This is a genomic window from Photobacterium sp. GB-36 (genome assembly GCF_003026135.1).
GTDB lineage: Bacteria > Pseudomonadota > Gammaproteobacteria > Enterobacterales > Vibrionaceae > Photobacterium.
Genome location: NZ_PYNY01000008.1, coordinates 129,245 through 147,451 on the forward strand (window position 1 = coordinate 129,245; position 18,207 = coordinate 147,451).

Sequence of the window (18,207 nt, forward strand, 5' to 3'; positions counted from 1 at the left end):
CCTAAGGATCAATCTTGGGCGGTGTTGAAAAGGTGTGATATGGCGCAGGTGATGCGACTGTCCACTCCAACCCTTCAGCACCTTCCCATGGTTTGGCAGGTGCTTTTTCTCCCCCTCGAATACATTTCACCAAGACCGCGATAAATATCAATTGAGAGACCCCAAACAAGAAACCACCAATACTGACCACGGCATTAATATCTGCAAATTGCAGGGCATAGTCAGGAATACGACGTGGCATACCCGCCAATCCTAAAAAATGCATTGGGAAAAATAAGATGTTGACCGAGATCAGCGAACACCAGAAGTGCCATTGCGCCAAACGCTCATCAAACATGTGTCCCGTCCACTTTGGTAACCAATAATAGGCAGCAGCCATGATCGAAAAGATAGCGCCAGTGACTAACACATAATGGAAATGGGCAACTACAAAATAGGTATCATGATATTGAAAATCAGCAGGCGTAATAGCGAGCATCAATCCAGAAAAACCGCCAATGGTAAAGAGCACAATAAACGCAATAGCAAACAACATTGGCACTTCAAAAGTTAATGATCCTCGCCACATCGTTGCCACCCAGTTAAAGACTTTCACCCCCGTAGGGACTGAAATCAACATGGTGCAATACATGAAAAATAGCTCTGCTGCGACAGGCATTCCCGTGGTGAACATGTGGTGTGCCCAGACGATAAAGCTTAACCCAGCAATGGATGCCGTGGCGTACACCATAGAGCTATAACCAAAGAGTTTCTTGCGCGAAAAAGCAGGGATAATGGCAGAAATAATACCGAAACTCGGCAAAATCATAATATAAACTTCAGGGTGACCAAAGAACCAGAAGATATGTTGGAACATCACCGGATCACCACCACCCGCCGCATCAAAAAAGCTCGTACCAAAATATTTATCGGTTAATACCATGGTCACTGCGCCTGCTAAAACAGGCATAACCGCGATAAGTAAAAATGCGGTGATCAACCATGTCCAAACAAAGAGTGGCATTTTCATATACGTCATGCCTGGTGCGCGCATATTCACGATGGTCACGACAACGTTAATCGCTCCCATGATTGAGCTAATTCCCATGATATGAATGGCAAACACAAACAATCCCGTACTCGGTGGGCTATATGTTGTTGAAAGTGGCGCATAGAATGTCCAACCAAAATTAGGCCCGCCCCCTTCCATAAAAAGAGAGGCTAACAACAAGCTAAATGCAAAAGGCAGGATCCAAAAGCTCCAGTTATTCATCCTTGGCAAAGCCATATCTGGTGCCCCAATCATCATTGGGATCATCCAGTTCGCTAATCCCGTAAAAGCGGGCATCACGGCGCCAAACACCATAATCAAACCATGAACTGTGGTCATCTGATTAAAAAAGTTGGGCTCCACTAACTGTAAGCCCGGTTGAAATAATTCAGCCCGAATAACCATCGCCATTGCGCCGCCAACAAAAAACATGGTTAAACTAAACAGCAAATATAGGGTGCCGATATCTTTATGATTGGTGGTAAATAACCAACGCTTTAGCCCTTTCGCAGGATGCGAATGATGGTCGTGTTCTGTGTCAGTACAGCCAGCAGTATCAATTTCAGCTTCTTGGCGCATCATATCCGTCATGCTTACTCTCCTTTATAGTTGCTGACCGTTTTTAATCGCTTGTACTTCCGCTGCTTGCACAGACTCTCCAGTATTATTCCCCCACGCATTACGCTCATAGGTAATAACAGCGGCTAATTCTTTCAAACTCAGTTGTGGACCAAACGCTTGCATCGCGGTACCTGCCTTACCGTGAACAACAACGCTGATGTGCTCTAACTTACGTTTAGGATCAACTGAAACCCCTTCACCAGCCAGTGCTGGAAATGCTCCTGGAATACCTTGCCCATTAGCTTGGTGACACATGGCACAACGCGCGGTATAGGTTTTTTCGCCCAGCGTCATAAGCTCATCTAATGACATTTGCATGTCCAACAAACGCTGCTCTTCTTCACGCGCTTTACGTTGCGTGATCTTGGTTTTCTGTAGCCAATCATCGTATTCTGCTTGTGGTTTGGCTATCACCACAATCGGCATAAAGCCATGATCTTTACCGCATAATTCGGCACACTGACCACGGTAAATACCGGGCTTATCAATTTGTGTCCACGCTTCATTAATAAAGCCAGGATTAGCATCTTTTTTCACCGCAAAAGCGGGCACCCACCATGAGTGGATCACATCTTGTGAGGTGATCAAAAAGCGTACTTTTTGCCCGACAGGAAGAACTAAGGGGTAATCAACTTCTAATAAATAGTTGTCACGCTTTTGCCGTTGATTACTGATTTGTTCAGCACTTGTAGCAAGGTGGGAGTAATATTCAACATCTTGGTTGAAATAGTTGTAATGCCACTTCCATTGCGAGCCTGTCACAAGGATAGTTACATCCGATTTTGAGGTGTCTTCCATTGCAATCAACGTTTTAGTTGCAGGAATAGCCATGCCTATTAAGATAATGAACGGGATCAGCGTCCAAATAATTTCTACTTTAGTACTTTCATGGAATGAAGCAGGCTTTGCGCCTTTTGACTTGCGGTGGTGAAAGATAGCCCAAAACATAACTCCGAATACCGCCACACCAATCGCGATACAAATGTAGAGAATGGTCATATGAAGACTGTATACATTCTGACTTACCGCCGTTACACCCGGTGTCATATTAAGCTGTATGGTGTCAGCCATCAGCGGCATTGAGAAAAGTACACTCGCTATTCCTGCGATCAATGAACGAACCATCGCTCTGACCTCCCCTGTCATTCAAATATGCAATTGAACGAATTTTATGTGGCAGAATGCTTCTATGACTAACGATGCAGCTGAGCTATCAAATCGGCATTATTTATTTTTTATTATTTAAAGCATTTATTGAGCAGCACATACCAACACATAAAAATGTCTCGATATATTTAACGTAGGCAGGAATCGCAGAATACGCAAAGAATCATGGATATAAAATAACTAACAAAAAAGTAGATAACACTTTGATATATAGATACAAATAAACTACTCGCTATCATGTATCACAATATCAATAAGTTACAACAAGTACGAGAATCGTTATTTAGATTAACGATAGTAATATTCATACCTCGCTATAATTTCAAATGAACAACAACAGGCGTTAAGCGATATTTCATACTGGGCATTTTAGCAATCCAACGTTGCCATGTTCGCCATCTCGGACAGGGATTATCAAATGGGCTAAAACAATCAATCAACTCAGCCCACGGTAACCAATTAATCATTTGTTGCGCAGGATCACGATAGCCATGATGATACTCACCGCAGCCCATTTTTTTCGCAATAGGGATATGGCATAGATCGCCCGCAACCACGATACACATTTCCATACGGCTAAAACTACACCCCATACGCTGGATAAATGTCGCTAATTGCGCTGAATTACAGGCTAATAGTGCTTGATCGCAAATTAAAAGTATCGGTGTTTGAGCACTTTTCGGTAGACGCTTTAACCAACTGAGATCAGTAACTGAACCCGTTTTCAGCATATAACGATCACTGCGATGAAATAGTTTCTCTCGCCAAAGTAAATTTTCATCAGTATCTAACTCAAACCAGCGACAACGTCCGTTATCTAAGCGGTAAAAGCGGGTATCAAGCCCTGCACCAAGATTAACAACCTGCCCATAAGGATAGCGAGTTAAGAAGTCTTTTACTTGTTTATCGCACTGCAAAGTTAAAGTGGCATGCAAAAGTTGACGCTGAGGAACTTGTTGCCCGACACAATCAGGTTCGAGATAACATTGACGACACGCTACGGCAGCCACCGGATCATAAATAAGACCATCATCGGCTAAGCTTTCTCGGCTGCGATACCAAAGCGGTTGAAGTAAGTCAGAGGGAATGGTGTAGCGCTTTATTTTCGTCATCATTATCTCCTTATGAATTAAGGATGATAATAATTATCAGTTAGATTTGCAAAGCTTACTCGTCATTTTCTTAAGACAATAAAAAAGCGCAGCTTTAACTGCGCTTTTTTGGCTTCACTCAATCCGTCGTTCAGTAACCATCACATCCAATCAGCGTTTCGGATCACGCCAACAGCAATGCCTTCAATGGTTAAACTTTGATGCTCAAGATCAACTTCAATCGGTGAAAACTCTTCGTTTTCAGCATGGAGTAATACTTTGGCTCCCTGCTTATCAAGACGCTTAACCGTTACATCGTCATCAACACGTGCAACCACAACTTGACCGTTATGAACATCTTGGGTTTTATGTACAGCTAACAAGTCGCCATCCATAATCCCGATATTTTTCATACTCATCCCATTTACACGTAGTAAAAAATCGGCACGAGGTTTAAATAACATAGGATCGACTTCATAATGCGCTTCAACATGTTCTTGCGCTAAAATCGGTTCGCCAGCAGCGACACGACCAATCAGTGGTAGTCCCTGCTCTTCTGGCTCTTCTTGATTGACAAGTAAGCGAATACCACGCGATGCGCCTGGAATAATTTCCAACACTTCTTTACGTGCTAATGCTTTTAAATGTTCTTCTGCCGCATTCGCAGAGCGAAAACCTAATTCACGTGCAATTTCAGCACGTGTCGGTGGCATACCTGTTTCGTCTATTTTTGCTTTGATTAAATCAAAGACTTCTTGTTGGCGTAATGTCAACGGCTTCATGAGTCACCTGTCTTTTTATACAGTTCACTGTGAGTATATCCAGTGTTAAGCCACATTAAAAGGCAATTGTTTACGAAAACACCAATTTGATCAGTTAATCAAACCTATCAGATCTTAGGTACTAAAATAATGACAGCCGTCTCGCAAAGATAATAATTTCAGTAGAATCAATTAGATTTAACTCACTGGTCATGCCAGATTGTTTTTTAAACCACTCATCGGTCAAAAAGAAACAATAAAAGACCATAAAAAATGATAATTTAACCGCTATCAACTGTATTTTAGCTGCATGAAATCAATCATTTTCTGCTATCCTTGCGGCGCATTAAGATTCTGAGGCTCGTTATAAATATGTCACGTTGGCAAAAATTTTATCAACAATTATTAAAGTTGCCGCTTTCTTTATTAGTTAAACCAGCAACCATTCCATCTGATCCTGTTGCTGATTTAGAGTTAGATTTAGAGCGGCCAATCGCCTACATTTTACCGTATTGCTCTAATACTGATTTATTAACACTGCGTAGCAGCGCTAAAGCATTAGGGCTACCTGATCCATTAACTAAGTTAGAAATTAATGGCCGTAGCTTTCCACGTTTTGTCTTTGTTGCTGAAGGCCCGAGTGTATTCGGCACTAATAATGCTCTACCTCAAGATTCGATTGAACTCTTTACCGAGTTACTTGAGCAACACAAACAAGATCCAGCATTAAACATTCAGTTAGTGCCCGCTTCTATTTTATGGGGACGAGCACCGGGTAAAGAATCCCAACGCAAAGCAACCTTACGTCCGTTAAATGGTCCAGCAAAATTCTGGGCAATTTTAACGCATGGCCGTGACTGTTTAGTGCGTTTAAGTACGCCAGTATCGCTGCGTTATATGGCCGATCATCATGGTACCGATGATGCGATTGCACAAAAATTAGCTCGCGTGGCAAAAATCCATTTTTCACGCCAGCAAATTGCGACATCTGGCCCACGCCTGCCTGATCGTCAGCTGTTGTTTAAGCGTCTACTTGCCTCTAAAGCCATCGATAAAGTGGTACAAGAAGAAGCGATCAGCCGCCAAGTACCGGTTGAAAAAGTACGTAAAGAAGCCATCGGTATGATGGAAGAAATTGCGGCAGATTTCTCTTACCCACTGATCAAGAACGGTGAGCGTTTCCTACGCTGGCTATGGACCAAACTTTACCAAGGTTTGAATATCAAAAATGCCCAACGTGTGCGCCGTTTAGCACAAGATGGTCATGAAATAGTCTATGTGCCCTGTCACCGAAGTCACATGGATTACTTATTGCTTTCTTACGTGCTTTATAACGAAGGCTTAGTACCGCCACACATTGCCGCTGGTATTAACTTAAACTTCTTCCCTGCCGGTCCTATTTTCCGTCGTGGTGGTGCATTCTTTATTCGCCGAAGTTTCCGTGGTGATCGTCTGTACTCAACAGTATTCCGTGAATACTTATCTGAGTTATTTACTAAAGGGTATTCAGTTGAATACTTCAGTGAAGGTGGTCGTTCGCGTACTGGTCGCTTATTACCGGCAAAAACCGGTATGCTTTCAATGACAATCCAAGCTATGCTGCGTGGTTTAAACCGTCCCGTTACATTAGTACCAGTGTACATCGGCTATGAGCATGTAATGGAAGTGGGCACTTACGCAAAAGAGCTACAAGGTAAGCGTAAAGAGAAAGAAAATGTCGGCCAAGTTATCCGAACATTACGTAAGTTGCGTAATTTAGGCGAAGGTTATGTCAACTTTGGTGAGCCTATTCCGCTTAACCAATATTTAAATGACAATGTACCTGAGTGGCACAAAGACATTAACCCAATCGAGCCGCAAAAACCAAGCTGGTTAACGCCTGTCGTGAACGATTTAGCCGTTAAGATGATGACACATATTAACGACGCTGCAGCAACCAATGCAATGACGTTATGCGCCCTTGCATTACTGGCATCACGACAACGCGCATTAAGCCGTGAAGTACTAGAGCAGCAAATTGAATGCTACCTTGAACTATTGCGTAATACGCCATATTCAAGCCAGTGTACAACGCCAAAAGAAAATGCTGAGCAAATGATTGAGCATGCGGTTGCAATGGATAAGTTCGTGGTTGAGCATGACACCTTAGGCGATATTATTTCGCTTGATCGTCAACAATCGATCTTGATGACTTACTACCGTAATAACATCATTCACTTATTCGCATTACCGTCGTTGATTGCGCATATTGTGGTACAGCAGCAAAGCTTAACCAATGATGAAATTCATGAACAAGTTGAATTACTGTATCCATTCTTAAAAGCGGAATTGTTCTTACGTTTTGATAATGAGCAGCTAAATACTGAAATTGATAAGATCATTGATGAGCTTGTACGCCAACGTCTATTACTTAACGATGGGATTAACATTTCTATCAATAATGCCCGTATTGGCCCTCTTCAGCTACTGGCTCGCACGATATCTGAAACATTACAACGTTATGCGATTGCACTAACTTTACTCCGTGCAGAGCCTGAAATGGCGAAAAATGATTTAGAGCATCACAGCCAAGTGCTTGCTCAACGTCTAAGTCGTTTACACGGGATCAATGCACCAGAGTTTTTCGATAAGGGTGTATTTAGTATTTTGGTGAAAACATTGCGTAGCGAAGGTTATCTCAATGACGAGTGCCACGCGGTAGCACGTCCAGTAGAAAACTTAGCGAATCTACTCACCTCGTTAGTCTCACCGGAAGTGAACCTCACCATCCAAGCGGTGATGCACTTAGATGACGCTAAAGACAAACAAGAATAAAGATACGTAACGAAAAAAAGCGCCATAACGGCGCTTTTTTTATATCTTTAACACTCAACAATTAAACTCACGAAATACAGCGTTAAGTCATGTTTCTAGAAGCAGACACTTAATACAATACCGACACAAACAATCATGCCGAAGTAGTTATTATTTAAAAACGCACGGAAACAGCTTTCACGTAGGCGCTCTTTAAGCAACATCTGTTGATAAACAAATAAGCCTGACGCTAGTAACAATGACCAGTAATACACTTGGCCTAATTGCAGCACCATACCGACAGCAATCAATAAGCTCAACGTGGCAAGCTGAAGTAAGCCAATAATTAACTTATCAAAACGTCCAAATAGGATAGCAGTCGACTTAATCCCAACCTTTAAATCATCATCCCGATCTACCATCGCATATTGGGTGTCATACGCAATCGTCCACAAAATATTAGCAGTAAATAATAACCATGCACTCAGCGATAAATCACCTGCTTGTGCTGCATATGCCATTGGAATAGACCAGCCAAATGCAACGCCTAAAACCAACTGAGGTAAATGAGTATAACGCTTCATAAACGGATAACATGCCGCTAATAGTACTCCCACCACAGATAACATAATAGTTAAGCTATTCATGGTTAAAACCAGTAAAAACGACACCAGCACTAACAAGAAAAATAAGCCTAACGCTTCGCGCTCAGACACCTTACCCGACGGCATTGGACGATCTTTGGTGCGTTTAACATGGCCATCAAAATTACGATCAGCAAAGTCATTAATCACGCATCCTGCTGCACGCATGAATATGACACCTAAGACAAAAACAATTAATACATTTATATTTGGCATGCCATCTGCGGCAAGAAAAAGTGCCCACAAGGTTGGCCATAATAATAATAAGCTACCAATGGGACGATCAAAACGCGCTAATTGCCAAAACGCTCTCGCCTTAGTCATTTCTAACATTTGTTATTCCTTGCATACACAGGTGAGCGAGGTAAAAACAACTCTGCCACCAGCATAGCTTTTTCATTAATCCATAATCTTGAACGACGAGCCCAAATCGATTGTTCTGGCATGCCTATTCTTGCCACTTCCAGAGCATCACGACGGGAATTGTTGCCATTAAAAATACGATACCCTAAAGGATTTGCGCCTAATTCGGCTAAATCACTTTCGTCCCCACATAATATTGTGGTCGGCATTAGTGTTCGAGCATAGACCCAAGGCTGTTGATCACCATTGAGCATAACAATGCGTTCAAGACAATCGCTGTGTCCTAATAACGCACGTTCTGATAGTGATAACTCACTATTTTTTATTACGTTTTGTGCTAATACTGTGACTGAAAAAACACGACAATGCGCGGCTAAACGGCGCGATAAAGAGTCAGACTCGAGTAACCAAGAACCAACGGAACCTCCTTCTAATGCCCATTCAGAGGCTGGATACCATACAGCACCTTCAAGTAACGGACTATATAACTGCTTGAATTCCGACATTTTCTCACTACTTAATCAACAAACTCGTGATCGATAACACTTGGTTGTATTCAGTTAATTTATTACCATAATGATCTGCTATTGTAGCAAGCTGTAACCAGTACGAATATCGTTACCGTGCAAAGATTACACCTGTTTCTCACAAACTAAGTGGACAACATAAGTATAATGATAAAATTATCTGTTTTTGTGGCAGCGCTAACGCTTGTCAGCATGCTTCAAAGCCCAGTGGCGATAGCATCTAATGAAGATGTGGCAGCTCCCCCTCAAATCACTTACTACACGTTAGAGCCTGACATCACAACCAACTATGTTACCCAAGGTAAACGGCTGGGTTATATTCGTCTCCAAGTGGATTTGATGATAAACAATCAAACCAACCTCACCAATATTGAGCACCACACCCCGCTTATCCGTGATGCCATTATTGATATTGTGAGTAAACAACCAGAAGCAAAAATCAAATCGCTTGCTGGCCGTGAAGAGATCCGCCGAGCTTGCCAAGATCAAGTCAATCGACTCCTGCTAGCAGAAACGCGCCAACAGCCCGTTGCTGAACTGCTCTTTACTAAGTTTCTTTATCAATAAAAGAAAAAGCGGTGAAATATCGTTAAAGCAAACTGCCCCTTTAACGATATTTTCTCTTAATTATTTAGCTTGCTTTAGTGGATTCACTTTAGCGTCAAATAACGCAATCACACAGCCTGAAATTAAGCCAAATAAGTGTGCCATATTGGCAATCGACATTCCCATCGGCTCTGCAAATCCGATCACTAGCCATACCAACATAAACACAACGTAAGAGCGGGCAATCACTAAACCTCGTTGTGGTGCCAGCCATCCCATCCACCAGATGTAGCCCAATAGCGCATATACCACACCAGATAAGCCACCAAAATTAGGCCCATCAAGCCAGAACTGACCAAAACCTGAAACTAATGAGGACAGTAAAAAAATCTGCACTAATTTAGCAGAACCACTATGACGTTCAATTTGCCCGCCCAGTAACCACCACCATAGGCAGTTAAAAATTACATGAAGAGGAGAAAAATGCAGTAACGCATGAGAGAAATAACGCCATAACTCCCATTGATCGCCATTCATAAACGGGAAATGTAGCCATTCAAATAAGATCTGTTCAAACCCGAGTAACCATAAGCCATAAATCACTAATGATGCGACCATGACCAATAAGGTAAAAGGCCCAGCTTGAGCTTTAACCATGTTGATCAAACTTGGATTACTGTAGTTAAACTTTGCGGTTCGGCTTTCAGCGACTTGCCAAGATGCCGCTTGATATTTGTTATTATTTGGATCGAGTAAAAATGCATTAAGCTCAGCTTCTGCTTCAACGAGGTATTGCTCATCTGCCAACCATAATGCAAATTTACCTTCAGGCTCTGGCGCCATCGATATTTCGATACCTCGATAGGCCATATAATCGATAAAAGCTTGTGCCTGTCGTGGGTTATAAAATCCCGCTAAGCGATACATAATGATGACCTTTCTGTTCAAAAATAGAATCTGACTTAAGATCTATCATTATCGCGCGCTCGATACCACTGTAAAGCCTTTATGCTTCAATCACAGGTAATGCCGCACGACGCCAACCTTCAAAGCCACCATCTAAGCTATACACATTTTCATAACCTTGATTGATCAAATACTGTGCAGCGCCTTGACTACTGATACCGTGGTAGCACATCACAATCACCGGCTGCTCAAAGTCCACCTGATCCATCCAACTAACCATGGTGTCATTGGTTAAATGAAACGCTTGCTCTGGGTGCGCTAGGGCAAATGACTGAGGATCGCGAATATCGACTAAAACTGCCTGGCTATCCGTTTGTTGTAATAACTGATAAGCCTGCTCGACTGAGATATGTTGAAACTGTTCCATGATTTTCCTTTACCTGACTTGTTATTTTTATCATCGCATCGTGATCTACATATGCTAAATAATATGATCCGCCAAACCCAGACAAGATCCTTTTCACATGATCCTGACGTTTTACTGCGATATCTCATTATTAAGCACAGTATACCTCAGCTTTTAGGGATATATTCCATGCCAAAATCAGGGTTTATCCACACCTAAGTATCTTCTTGGCTAATGAAGTTTCAAATGAAGACAAGGGCTTGTCGATGATCATAACCACAACATGAACACAAAGTAATCGCCTGTGGAAAAAACTGTGAATTGCGTTGATAATGTGTTTTAAAAACAAAGGATCCACTACATATAGTTAGGATCCGATCATAAGCTGTGGATAACATGCTATTTAGTACACAATCACACCCACAATTGTGATGTATATCTCATTAAATTCAAGACGATACTCAGCTCCGTCAACTAAGTTAGATCACTCTGTTTCTCAGCGTCATTACGGATCCTCAGGCACAAAAAAGCCGACACTTAGGTCGGCTTCTCATCTTCACGAGGCAAAGGATCAATAAAAATCGCCCACTGCATCTTTTAACTTTTTCATCGCATTTTTTTCTAACTGGCGAATACGCTCGGCAGAAACACCGTAATTATCGGCTAAATCTTGCAATGTTGATTTTTCATCATCTAACCAACGTGAACGTACGATATGCTGACTACGTTCATCAAGGCTCGCTAACGCCTGAGATAATCGATTGTTAGCATGATTTTCCCAGTTGTTTTCTTCATAGGTTAATGCGACATCAGAGCTTTTATCTTCTAAATAGTAAGCTGGAGCAACCGGTGTGGTATCACGCTCATCATCGTCATTTTGCATTTCAAACGTAGGATCTTGCGCTGCGAGGCGTGATTCCATTTCACGTACATCGGAAGGCTCAACCCCAAGCTGCTCTGCGACCATATTGACTTCATCATTATTAAACCAACCCAAGCGCTTTTTCGACTTACGTAGGTTAAAGAATAATTTACGTTGTGCCTTGGTCGTTGCAACTTTCACAATTCGCCAATTACGCAGTACATATTCGTGGATCTCTGCTTTAATCCAATGCACAGCAAACGACACGAGTCGTACCCCAACTTCGGGATTAAATCGTTTCACCGCCTTCATTAAACCAATATTGCCCTCTTGAATAAGATCGGCAATTGGTAGGCCATAACCAGAGTAACCACGAGCAATATGAACAACGAAGCGCAGATGCGACATTACTAAAGCTTTCGCAGAATTAATATCATCATCGTAATGCAGACGTTCAGCTAACTCTTTCTCACGCTCAGGCGTAAGCATTGGATAACGATTAACAGTTTGGATATAACTATCTAAACTTTCCGTTGATACCAGAGCCATTGCAGACATCTCTTGTGACATTCAAAGACCTCGTATGTTTGTGCTATTTTTGTTCTATCGTAACGATAAATAAACGACAACGAACGTTACGTGAACATGCAATAATGCCTGTAAACATAGTTCAATTGCAAGCTCAAGTACAAATGAATATGAATTACAGGCATCAATAATAAATAAAATGATGTCAGGGCTGAGAAACAATACGTTACACAGGCTCGATCTCTTTTAGATGTCGACCAGCAGAAAGTCGTGCTGCCAACAAGCCTAAAAACGTAGCAAGCATAACCATAATTAAGCTTTCATCCCAGCTCAATCCTATCATTCTAAAATTGCTTCCATAGAGGTTAGCAAGTTTCGCCACAGCTTCATCAAGCAGTAATGTCACAATCGCCACTAAGATCCAAGCAATCACGGCCGCAATTAAACCATACCAAGCACCAACATAGAGATAAGGGCGCAAAATATAACTGTCGGTTGCCCCCACCATTTTCATCACTTGGATTTCATCTTTATGGCTCAACACTTGTAAACGTAATGTATTGCCAACAATTAAAAACACGGCAAAGAGCATTAAGCCTGACATCAATGCCGCTAACGTTATAGCAAGATCTTGAATAGCAGCTAAACGTTGTAACCAATCACTATCTAAACGCACTTCATTAACTTGTGGCTCTTTACCTAATTTATCGGCTAGCGCACGGGCTTGCACATCGCCCTGCCAATCAGGTGCAGGCTTAACAATCACCACCGCTGGCAATGGATTATCTTTACTATCAAACAAACTGAGTGCTTTTTCAAAGCCACCGTGTTGACGGAATTCTTCTAATCCTTTGGCCGCCGAAATATATTGAACACTTTCTGCTTCAGGCCAAGTTTTAACAGTATCAGCAAAAGCTTGACCGTCACTGTCACTGACATCGTTATTCAAATACAACGTAATTTGGCTAGGGTTTTGCCAAGAATCTGCCACTACCGTGATATTTTTAGCCATTAGGTAGAAGGTGCACGGTAGCGTTAACGCAAATGCGAGTACAGCTAAGGTTAAAAAGTTACCTAGTGGGCGACGAAACATATCCTTTAATGCGGCACTTCCTTGCTGACGATGGATCGCAAAAAAGCCCGTAGATTTACGCGCCATGAGTAAGCTCCCTTAGATTTCCTTTTTGTAAATCAAAGCGACGATAATTTCGACTCGCTAATAATGATGTATCGTGGGTTGCCATTAAAACGCTGACTCCAACACGATTAAATTCTTCAAACAAGCGTAGTACTTGTTGTGATAAATCCGCATCTAGGTTGCCGGTAGGCTCATCAGCTAGCAGTAACATAGGTTTGTTAACAACAGCGCGGGCAATACCCACACGCTGTTGTTCACCGCCAGATAATTGGATCGGCAAACATTTTGCTTTATCCAATAATCCAACTTTATCAAGTGCCGCACAAACACGACGCTTAATCTCATTTTCCGAGACTTGTTCCACTCGCAGTGGTAACGCGACGTTGTCGTACACACTGCGATCCATTAACAATTTATGATCTTGGAAAATAATACCGATATTTCGGCGCAGAAAAGGGATCTGCTTATTTGGCAATCGCGTGATGTCATGACCGTTAAACCAGATCTGGCCATCACTTGGTCGTTCTAAAGCACAAATTAATTTCAGCAGGGTACTTTTACCTGCACCAGAGTGACCAGTTAAAAAAGCCATGTCTGCTGGACGTAGATGAAAATCTACTTTCTGTAGGGCTTGCCTACCGCCACGATAAGCTTTACTTACCTGCTGAAATCGAATCACACTTTATTCCTCATCACTAAATAATGCTTCAATAAATTCTTCTGCAGCAAATGGACGGAGATCGTCAATACCTTCACCGACACCTATGTATCGAATCGGAATATTAAACTGATCTGCCACCGCAAAGATCACACCACCTTTCGCTGTACCATCTAACTTAGTGATCGTAATTCCTGATACAGGAGCAACATCACTGAACAATTTAGCTTGGCTAATGGCATTTTGACCGGTGCCCGCATCGACAGTTAGCATAATTTCATGAGGGGCATCAACGTCCACCTTTTTCATTACACGTACAATCTTACGCAGCTCTTCCATTAAGTTGCCTTTGTTTTGCAAACGGCCAGCAGTATCAGCAATAACCACATCAACATTTTTTGCTTTTGCCGATTCAATGGCATCAAAGATCACTGATGCGCTATCAGCCCCCGTATGCTGGGCAACAACAGGAACGTGGTTTCGTTCACCCCAAACTTGCAGCTGTTCAACGGCAGCAGCACGGAATGTATCACCTGCTGCTAACATCACAGATTTACCTTCCGCTTGGAATTGCTTCGCTAACTTGCCGATAGTGGTCGTTTTACCCACCCCATTTACGCCGACCATTAAGATGACATAAGGCTTTTTGCTAGTATCGATAACCAAAGGTTGTTCGACTTTAGCTAACATGCCAGCGAGTTCATCTTTTAGTAAACCATAGAGGGCTTCACCGTCTTTAAGTTCCTTTTTTGATGCTTTATCGGTCAGATTTTCGATAATTTTCAGCGTGGTATCCATGCCGACATCTGCAATGAGTAGCTGCTCTTCCAGCTCTTCAAACAGTTCATCATCGATTTTCTTACCGCTAAATAAGCCAAAGAAACCCGCACCAAAGTTGGTTTTAGTTTTCTTTAAACCACGCATTAAGCGGGCAAAGAAGCCTTCCGATTTTGGTTTTTCTTGTTCGACGGGTTTTGCTATCTCTTCTTCCGTCGCTGATTCAGTTTCACCTGTTTCAACGCTTGTTGAAGTGATAGATTCGACAATCTCAGCGTTATCTATTGCATTAGAAGGCTCAAGAACATTTGAAGCTTCAGGCTCTGTCGTTACAGTTTCTTCAATAACACTGCTTTTTTCAGTGTCATCTACTTGCAACGTCTTTGCCAATTCGACATCATCGGTCTTAGCAATCTTTTCTTGCTCTGCCGCAGCGCTTTCGTCAGTTTGAACATCATTATTATGCTCAACTTTCGTCTTCGCCTCGTCAGAGGAATGTGTTGATTCAGGGCTATCAATAGCCCCATCCACTACTGATTGTTCAGTAGTTTGTTCCTTTTGAGCATCGTTATCTTCAGAGCCAAATCCGAGCCATGAAAATAAACCGCGTTTCTTTTTTTCTGCCATTGGCGAATCCTAGCGCTTGATTGGTACAATTTGCAGCCTAAAAACAGGTGTATACTATCATTTTCTTAACGGTCAAAAAAATCTATGACGCAGCGTAGACAACAAACAACTCGCAAACCACAAAATAATCGTCCTGGCGGGTTCGTTCGCATCATTAGCGGACAATGGCGTGGACGCAAATTACCCGTTCATGATGTCGAAGGACTACGTCCGACCACTGACCGTGTAAAAGAAACACTTTTCAACTGGTTAGCGCAAGACATTTATCAATCTAAATGCCTTGATCTGTTCGCTGGTAGCGGCGGTTTAAGTTTTGAAGCTCTTTCTCGTGGTGCTGAAAGCGTAACGATGCTTGAACTCGACAAAAAAGCCGCGAATCAATTAGAGCAAAACTTAAAAACCGTTGGGGCAAAAAATGCCACTGTGGTTAATGGTGACAGCTTAACGTTTTTGTCACAACAAGGACGTGCACATGATTTAGTCTTTATTGATCCCCCATTTAGAAAAGATCTTATTCAAGACGTAATCGCCGCATTAGAAAACAACGGCTGGCTTGCTCCCCATGCAATGATTTATATTGAAGCAGAAAAGGAATTGGGCAACCTGATAACGCCAAGCCATTGGCACCTACACCGTGAAAAAACGGCAGGACAGGTTTGCTACCGCTTATTTGCAAGAGAGGAACCATGAAGGCGCTAATACTTATCGCAAAACTTGCCATTGCCTTTGTTTGGCTGGTACTACTGATTAATATCGTTCACCCATTCCCTGGCGTTGCTGCTATGGCGTTATATATCATGACAGCGTTCTTGTTTATGATGCATGGCTTACAAATGCTGATATTTATTGGTGCATTTGGCGACAAAATTAACATGTCCGGTTGGGAAAAATGGTCCATTTTAATTTTTGGTATCTTCGCCCTACTTGATATCCGCCGTAAGCATATGATGTAACCAAATTAAAGATAATAAAAAAGCGAACCCTAGGGTTCGCTTTTTTTGTTGCATCACCTCATTACCGATAATCAGGGTAATTACATGCGTGCTTTAAAGATCGCTACGATTTCTTCTAGGCTCGCTTTGCGTGGGTTAGTTAAAGAACACGCATCGTTTAGGGCGTTTTGCGCCATGAACGCTAGCTTGTCTTCAGTTACACCTAAATCAGCTAGGCGTTGCTTAGTACCCACTTTTTCAGAGAGTGCATCAATCGCTTCAAGGGCTGCATTTACTGCTTGCTCTTGGGTCATTGCTGCTGTGTCGATACCCATTGCTTTGGCAATATCAACAAAACGCTCTGGTACTTGTTTGGCGTTAAAGCGTGAAACTTCTGCCAATAGAATCGCGTTACATAGGCCGTGTGCCAGGTCGTAAACGCCACCTAATTGGTGCGCCATTGAGTGAACGTAACCTAAAGAGGCATTAGAGAATGCCATCCCAGCAAGGTACTCGCCGTACTGCATTGCATCACGAGCTTCGCGGTTTTGGCCGTCATTCACTGCGGTTTCTAGGTTATTTACAATCAGTTCAATCGCTTTAATTGCAGATGCATCAGTGATGGGTGTTGCAGCTGTTGAAACATACGCTTCAACGGCGTGAGTTAATGCATCCATACCAGTTGCAGCAGTTAGGAACTTAGGCATTGCGACCATTAGCTCTGAATCGTTTACTGCAATAATTGGCGTGAAGTGCTTATCAACCACTGGGTATTTGGTTTCATCTTCTTGGTTAGTGATGATCGCAAATACGGTCATTTCTGAAGCAGTACCAGCAGTTGTGTTCACGGTTACCAATGGAAGTTGTGGCTTTTTAGAAAGGTGTACACCTTTAGAGTAATCACGAATGTGACCACCGTTCGCTGCCACTAATGCAATACCTTTAGCGGTATCGTGTGAAGAACCACCACCGAATGAAATCACAAAATCAGAATGGCTGCTTGCAAGTAGCGCTAGGCCATCTTCAATGTTTTTCTCTGTTGGGTTAGGTTGCACACCATCGTAAATAGTGTAATCAAGGCCGTGCGCAGTAAGCTCGTCAGTTAGTTTGCTCACTAAACCCACTTCAACTAATACACTGTCTGTCACGATTAGGGCTTTTTTCAGCTCTTTTGACGCAAGTTCAGCACCTAAAGATTGAATAGCATTAGGACCCATTAGTGTTACAGGTGGCATGTAGAAGACATTGCTCATAATAAAGCTCCGATAATATTAAGTAATTTATGTTGGCTTACCGCGTGTGCCATAAGCCGGAATTTTTTACAGAGTGTGAATAGCAAAGTGAGTGTTATCGGCACCGAATCTTTATGGTTGTTGTTGGTGTTGATGCTAACAACAGCTCACTTACCGGAAATAAACAATAAAATGAAAAGTTAACCACTATTACGTAAACGTAATAATTAAAATGGGATGTTACTTGCCGATATCTGCGGCTTATTTATCAGCAGCAGACAGTAGCTTTTCAGCAAAAGTAAGGTGTGATGCTGATTGTGTGAATACCACACCTGAGTGTGAACGCTCTGCAGTACCTTGTTTTTGGTAGTGCGCCGCATTCATAGTGCTAGCCGCTGCTTGTTGAAATTGAACATTACCTGTGAACGCACCATCTTTTGCTGAAGCGTTGTAAGACATAGCGATGATAGCGGCTGCGATAGTTGCTTTAATAACTGTTTTCATGAGTAATAAAACCTTGTGTATTTATGTTTGTGAACGCCCTGTGCGTTTCGATGGATGTATTATTAATAATTACACCAAAAACAACAATACGATA

Annotated in this window: 18 protein-coding genes; 4 read left to right on the forward strand and 14 right to left on the reverse strand. The window is 42.2% G+C overall.

Features of this window, described 5'->3' with window-relative positions; translation table 11 throughout:
• Window position 1 precedes the first annotated feature (1 nt).
• The 4 genes from ctaD to lexA all read right to left on the reverse strand — a co-directional run bounded on the left by ctaD (window position 2) and on the right by lexA (window position 4,691).
• A complete protein-coding gene (gene ctaD, locus C9J46_RS10085) occupies window positions 2-1,621 on the reverse strand; it encodes a cytochrome c oxidase subunit I (protein ID WP_107208657.1) in 1,620 nt (539 codons plus the stop codon).
• Window positions 1,622-1,633: 12 nt separating this feature from the next.
• Complete coding sequence (coxB, locus tag C9J46_RS10090) at window positions 1,634-2,776, reverse strand: cytochrome c oxidase subunit II (protein ID WP_107208658.1); 1,143 nt, start codon at window positions 2,774-2,776, stop codon at window positions 1,634-1,636.
• A gap of 356 nt (window positions 2,777-3,132) precedes the next feature.
• The gene (locus C9J46_RS10095; RefSeq protein ID WP_107290855.1) at window positions 3,133-3,930 is read right to left on the reverse strand and encodes a class I SAM-dependent methyltransferase; all 798 of its coding nucleotides are present in this window, start codon (window positions 3,928-3,930) and stop codon (window positions 3,133-3,135) included.
• Window positions 3,931-4,070: 140 nt separating this feature from the next.
• Window positions 4,071-4,691, reverse strand: a complete 621-nt coding sequence (gene lexA, locus C9J46_RS10100; protein WP_005372006.1) for a transcriptional repressor LexA — start codon at window positions 4,689-4,691, stop codon at window positions 4,071-4,073.
• A gap of 351 nt (window positions 4,692-5,042) precedes the next feature.
• Between lexA and plsB the strand changes: the two genes are divergently transcribed.
• The gene (gene plsB / locus C9J46_RS10110) at window positions 5,043-7,484 is read left to right on the forward strand and encodes a glycerol-3-phosphate 1-O-acyltransferase PlsB (RefSeq protein ID WP_107247036.1); all 2,442 of its coding nucleotides are present in this window, start codon (window positions 5,043-5,045) and stop codon (window positions 7,482-7,484) included.
• A 95-nt stretch (window positions 7,485-7,579) separates the two neighbouring features.
• Here plsB and ubiA read toward each other — a convergent pair whose 3' ends face one another.
• Window positions 7,580-8,440, reverse strand: coding sequence for a 4-hydroxybenzoate octaprenyltransferase (gene ubiA, locus C9J46_RS10115; protein ID WP_107247035.1), 861 nt, complete (start codon window positions 8,438-8,440; stop codon window positions 7,580-7,582).
• Complete coding sequence (locus tag C9J46_RS10120) at window positions 8,434-8,976, reverse strand: chorismate lyase (protein WP_107208662.1); 543 nt, start codon at window positions 8,974-8,976, stop codon at window positions 8,434-8,436. The genes ubiA and C9J46_RS10120 overlap by 7 nt, the downstream gene beginning before the upstream one ends.
• A 168-nt stretch (window positions 8,977-9,144) precedes the next feature.
• On the opposite strand from C9J46_RS10120, the gene C9J46_RS10125 reads away from it, so the two are divergent.
• Entirely contained in the window at window positions 9,145-9,564 is a 420-nt protein-coding gene (locus tag C9J46_RS10125) for a flagellar basal body-associated protein FliL (protein ID WP_107208663.1), read from the forward strand.
• 60 nt (window positions 9,565-9,624) lie between these two features.
• Here C9J46_RS10125 and glpG read toward each other — a convergent pair whose 3' ends face one another.
• From glpG to ftsY, 6 genes are all read right to left on the reverse strand, one after another.
• On the reverse strand, window positions 9,625-10,470 hold the full coding sequence (gene glpG / locus C9J46_RS10130; RefSeq protein WP_107208664.1) for a rhomboid family intramembrane serine protease GlpG: 846 nt from the start codon (window positions 10,468-10,470) through the stop codon (window positions 9,625-9,627).
• Between the two features lie 79 nt (window positions 10,471-10,549).
• Window positions 10,550-10,876, reverse strand: a complete 327-nt coding sequence (gene glpE / locus C9J46_RS10135) for a thiosulfate sulfurtransferase GlpE (RefSeq protein ID WP_105061178.1) — start codon at window positions 10,874-10,876, stop codon at window positions 10,550-10,552.
• 550 nt (window positions 10,877-11,426) lie between these two features.
• Window positions 11,427-12,287: an RNA polymerase sigma factor RpoH gene (rpoH, locus tag C9J46_RS10140; RefSeq protein WP_105061179.1), complete on the reverse strand. Its 861-nt coding sequence runs from the start codon at window positions 12,285-12,287 to the stop codon at window positions 11,427-11,429.
• A gap of 184 nt (window positions 12,288-12,471) precedes the next feature.
• The gene (gene ftsX / locus C9J46_RS10145) at window positions 12,472-13,404 is read right to left on the reverse strand and encodes a permease-like cell division protein FtsX (RefSeq protein ID WP_107208665.1); all 933 of its coding nucleotides are present in this window, start codon (window positions 13,402-13,404) and stop codon (window positions 12,472-12,474) included.
• A complete protein-coding gene (ftsE, locus tag C9J46_RS10150) occupies window positions 13,394-14,062 on the reverse strand; it encodes a cell division ATP-binding protein FtsE (protein ID WP_006647648.1) in 669 nt (222 codons plus the stop codon). Before ftsE ends, ftsX begins: the two co-directional genes overlap by 11 nt.
• Window positions 14,063-14,065: 3 nt before the next feature.
• Window positions 14,066-15,445, reverse strand: coding sequence for a signal recognition particle-docking protein FtsY (gene ftsY, locus C9J46_RS10155; RefSeq protein ID WP_107208666.1), 1,380 nt, complete (start codon window positions 15,443-15,445; stop codon window positions 14,066-14,068).
• Between the two features lie 84 nt (window positions 15,446-15,529).
• Here ftsY and rsmD point away from each other — a divergent pair, with 84 nt between their 5' ends.
• Both rsmD and C9J46_RS10165 read left to right on the forward strand, forming a co-directional pair.
• A complete protein-coding gene (gene rsmD, locus C9J46_RS10160) occupies window positions 15,530-16,135 on the forward strand; it encodes a 16S rRNA (guanine(966)-N(2))-methyltransferase RsmD (RefSeq protein ID WP_005372034.1) in 606 nt (201 codons plus the stop codon).
• Window positions 16,132-16,398: a DUF1145 domain-containing protein gene (locus C9J46_RS10165; protein WP_005372036.1), complete on the forward strand. Its 267-nt coding sequence runs from the start codon at window positions 16,132-16,134 to the stop codon at window positions 16,396-16,398. Before rsmD ends, C9J46_RS10165 begins: the two co-directional genes overlap by 4 nt.
• A gap of 80 nt (window positions 16,399-16,478) precedes the next feature.
• On the opposite strand, the gene C9J46_RS10170 is transcribed toward C9J46_RS10165, so the two are convergent.
• A complete protein-coding gene (locus C9J46_RS10170) occupies window positions 16,479-17,630 on the reverse strand; it encodes an iron-containing alcohol dehydrogenase (RefSeq protein ID WP_005372756.1) in 1,152 nt (383 codons plus the stop codon).
• 240 nt (window positions 17,631-17,870) lie between these two features.
• Window positions 17,871-18,113, reverse strand: a complete 243-nt coding sequence (locus C9J46_RS10175) for a hypothetical protein (protein WP_107290856.1) — start codon at window positions 18,111-18,113, stop codon at window positions 17,871-17,873.
• Window positions 18,114-18,207: the final 94 nt, after the last annotated feature.

Excerpts from the sequence above, each read along its gene's own strand:
- coxB (WP_107208658.1), bottom strand. The coding sequence starts at position 2,776 with ATGGTTCGTTCATTGATCGCAGGAATAGCGAGTGTACTTTTCTCAATG.
- ftsX (WP_107208665.1), bottom strand. The coding sequence starts at position 13,404 with ATGGCGCGTAAATCTACGGGCTTTTTTGCGATCCATCGTCAGCAAGGA.
- ctaD (WP_107208657.1), bottom strand. The coding sequence starts at position 1,621 with ATGACGGATATGATGCGCCAAGAAGCTGAAATTGATACTGCTGGCTGT.
- C9J46_RS10095 (WP_107290855.1), bottom strand. The coding sequence starts at position 3,930 with ATGACGAAAATAAAGCGCTACACCATTCCCTCTGACTTACTTCAACCG.
- plsB (WP_107247036.1), top strand. The coding sequence starts at position 5,043 with ATGTCACGTTGGCAAAAATTTTATCAACAATTATTAAAGTTGCCGCTT.
- C9J46_RS10125 (WP_107208663.1), top strand. The coding sequence starts at position 9,145 with ATGATAAAATTATCTGTTTTTGTGGCAGCGCTAACGCTTGTCAGCATG.
- C9J46_RS10170 (WP_005372756.1), bottom strand. The coding sequence starts at position 17,630 with ATGAGCAATGTCTTCTACATGCCACCTGTAACACTAATGGGTCCTAAT.
- C9J46_RS10175 (WP_107290856.1), bottom strand. The coding sequence starts at position 18,113 with ATGAAAACAGTTATTAAAGCAACTATCGCAGCCGCTATCATCGCTATG.
- rpoH (WP_105061179.1), bottom strand. The coding sequence starts at position 12,287 with ATGTCACAAGAGATGTCTGCAATGGCTCTGGTATCAACGGAAAGTTTA.
- rsmD (WP_005372034.1), top strand. The coding sequence starts at position 15,530 with ATGACGCAGCGTAGACAACAAACAACTCGCAAACCACAAAATAATCGT.
- glpE (WP_105061178.1), bottom strand. The coding sequence starts at position 10,876 with ATGGAACAGTTTCAACATATCTCAGTCGAGCAGGCTTATCAGTTATTA.
- glpG (WP_107208664.1), bottom strand. The coding sequence starts at position 10,470 with ATGTATCGCTTAGCGGGATTTTATAACCCACGACAGGCACAAGCTTTT.
- lexA (WP_005372006.1), bottom strand. The coding sequence starts at position 4,691 with ATGAAGCCGTTGACATTACGCCAACAAGAAGTCTTTGATTTAATCAAA.
- ubiA (WP_107247035.1), bottom strand. The coding sequence starts at position 8,440 with ATGTTAGAAATGACTAAGGCGAGAGCGTTTTGGCAATTAGCGCGTTTT.
- ftsY (WP_107208666.1), bottom strand. The coding sequence starts at position 15,445 with ATGGCAGAAAAAAAGAAACGCGGTTTATTTTCATGGCTCGGATTTGGC.
- C9J46_RS10165 (WP_005372036.1), top strand. The coding sequence starts at position 16,132 with ATGAAGGCGCTAATACTTATCGCAAAACTTGCCATTGCCTTTGTTTGG.
- C9J46_RS10120 (WP_107208662.1), bottom strand. The coding sequence starts at position 8,976 with ATGTCGGAATTCAAGCAGTTATATAGTCCGTTACTTGAAGGTGCTGTA.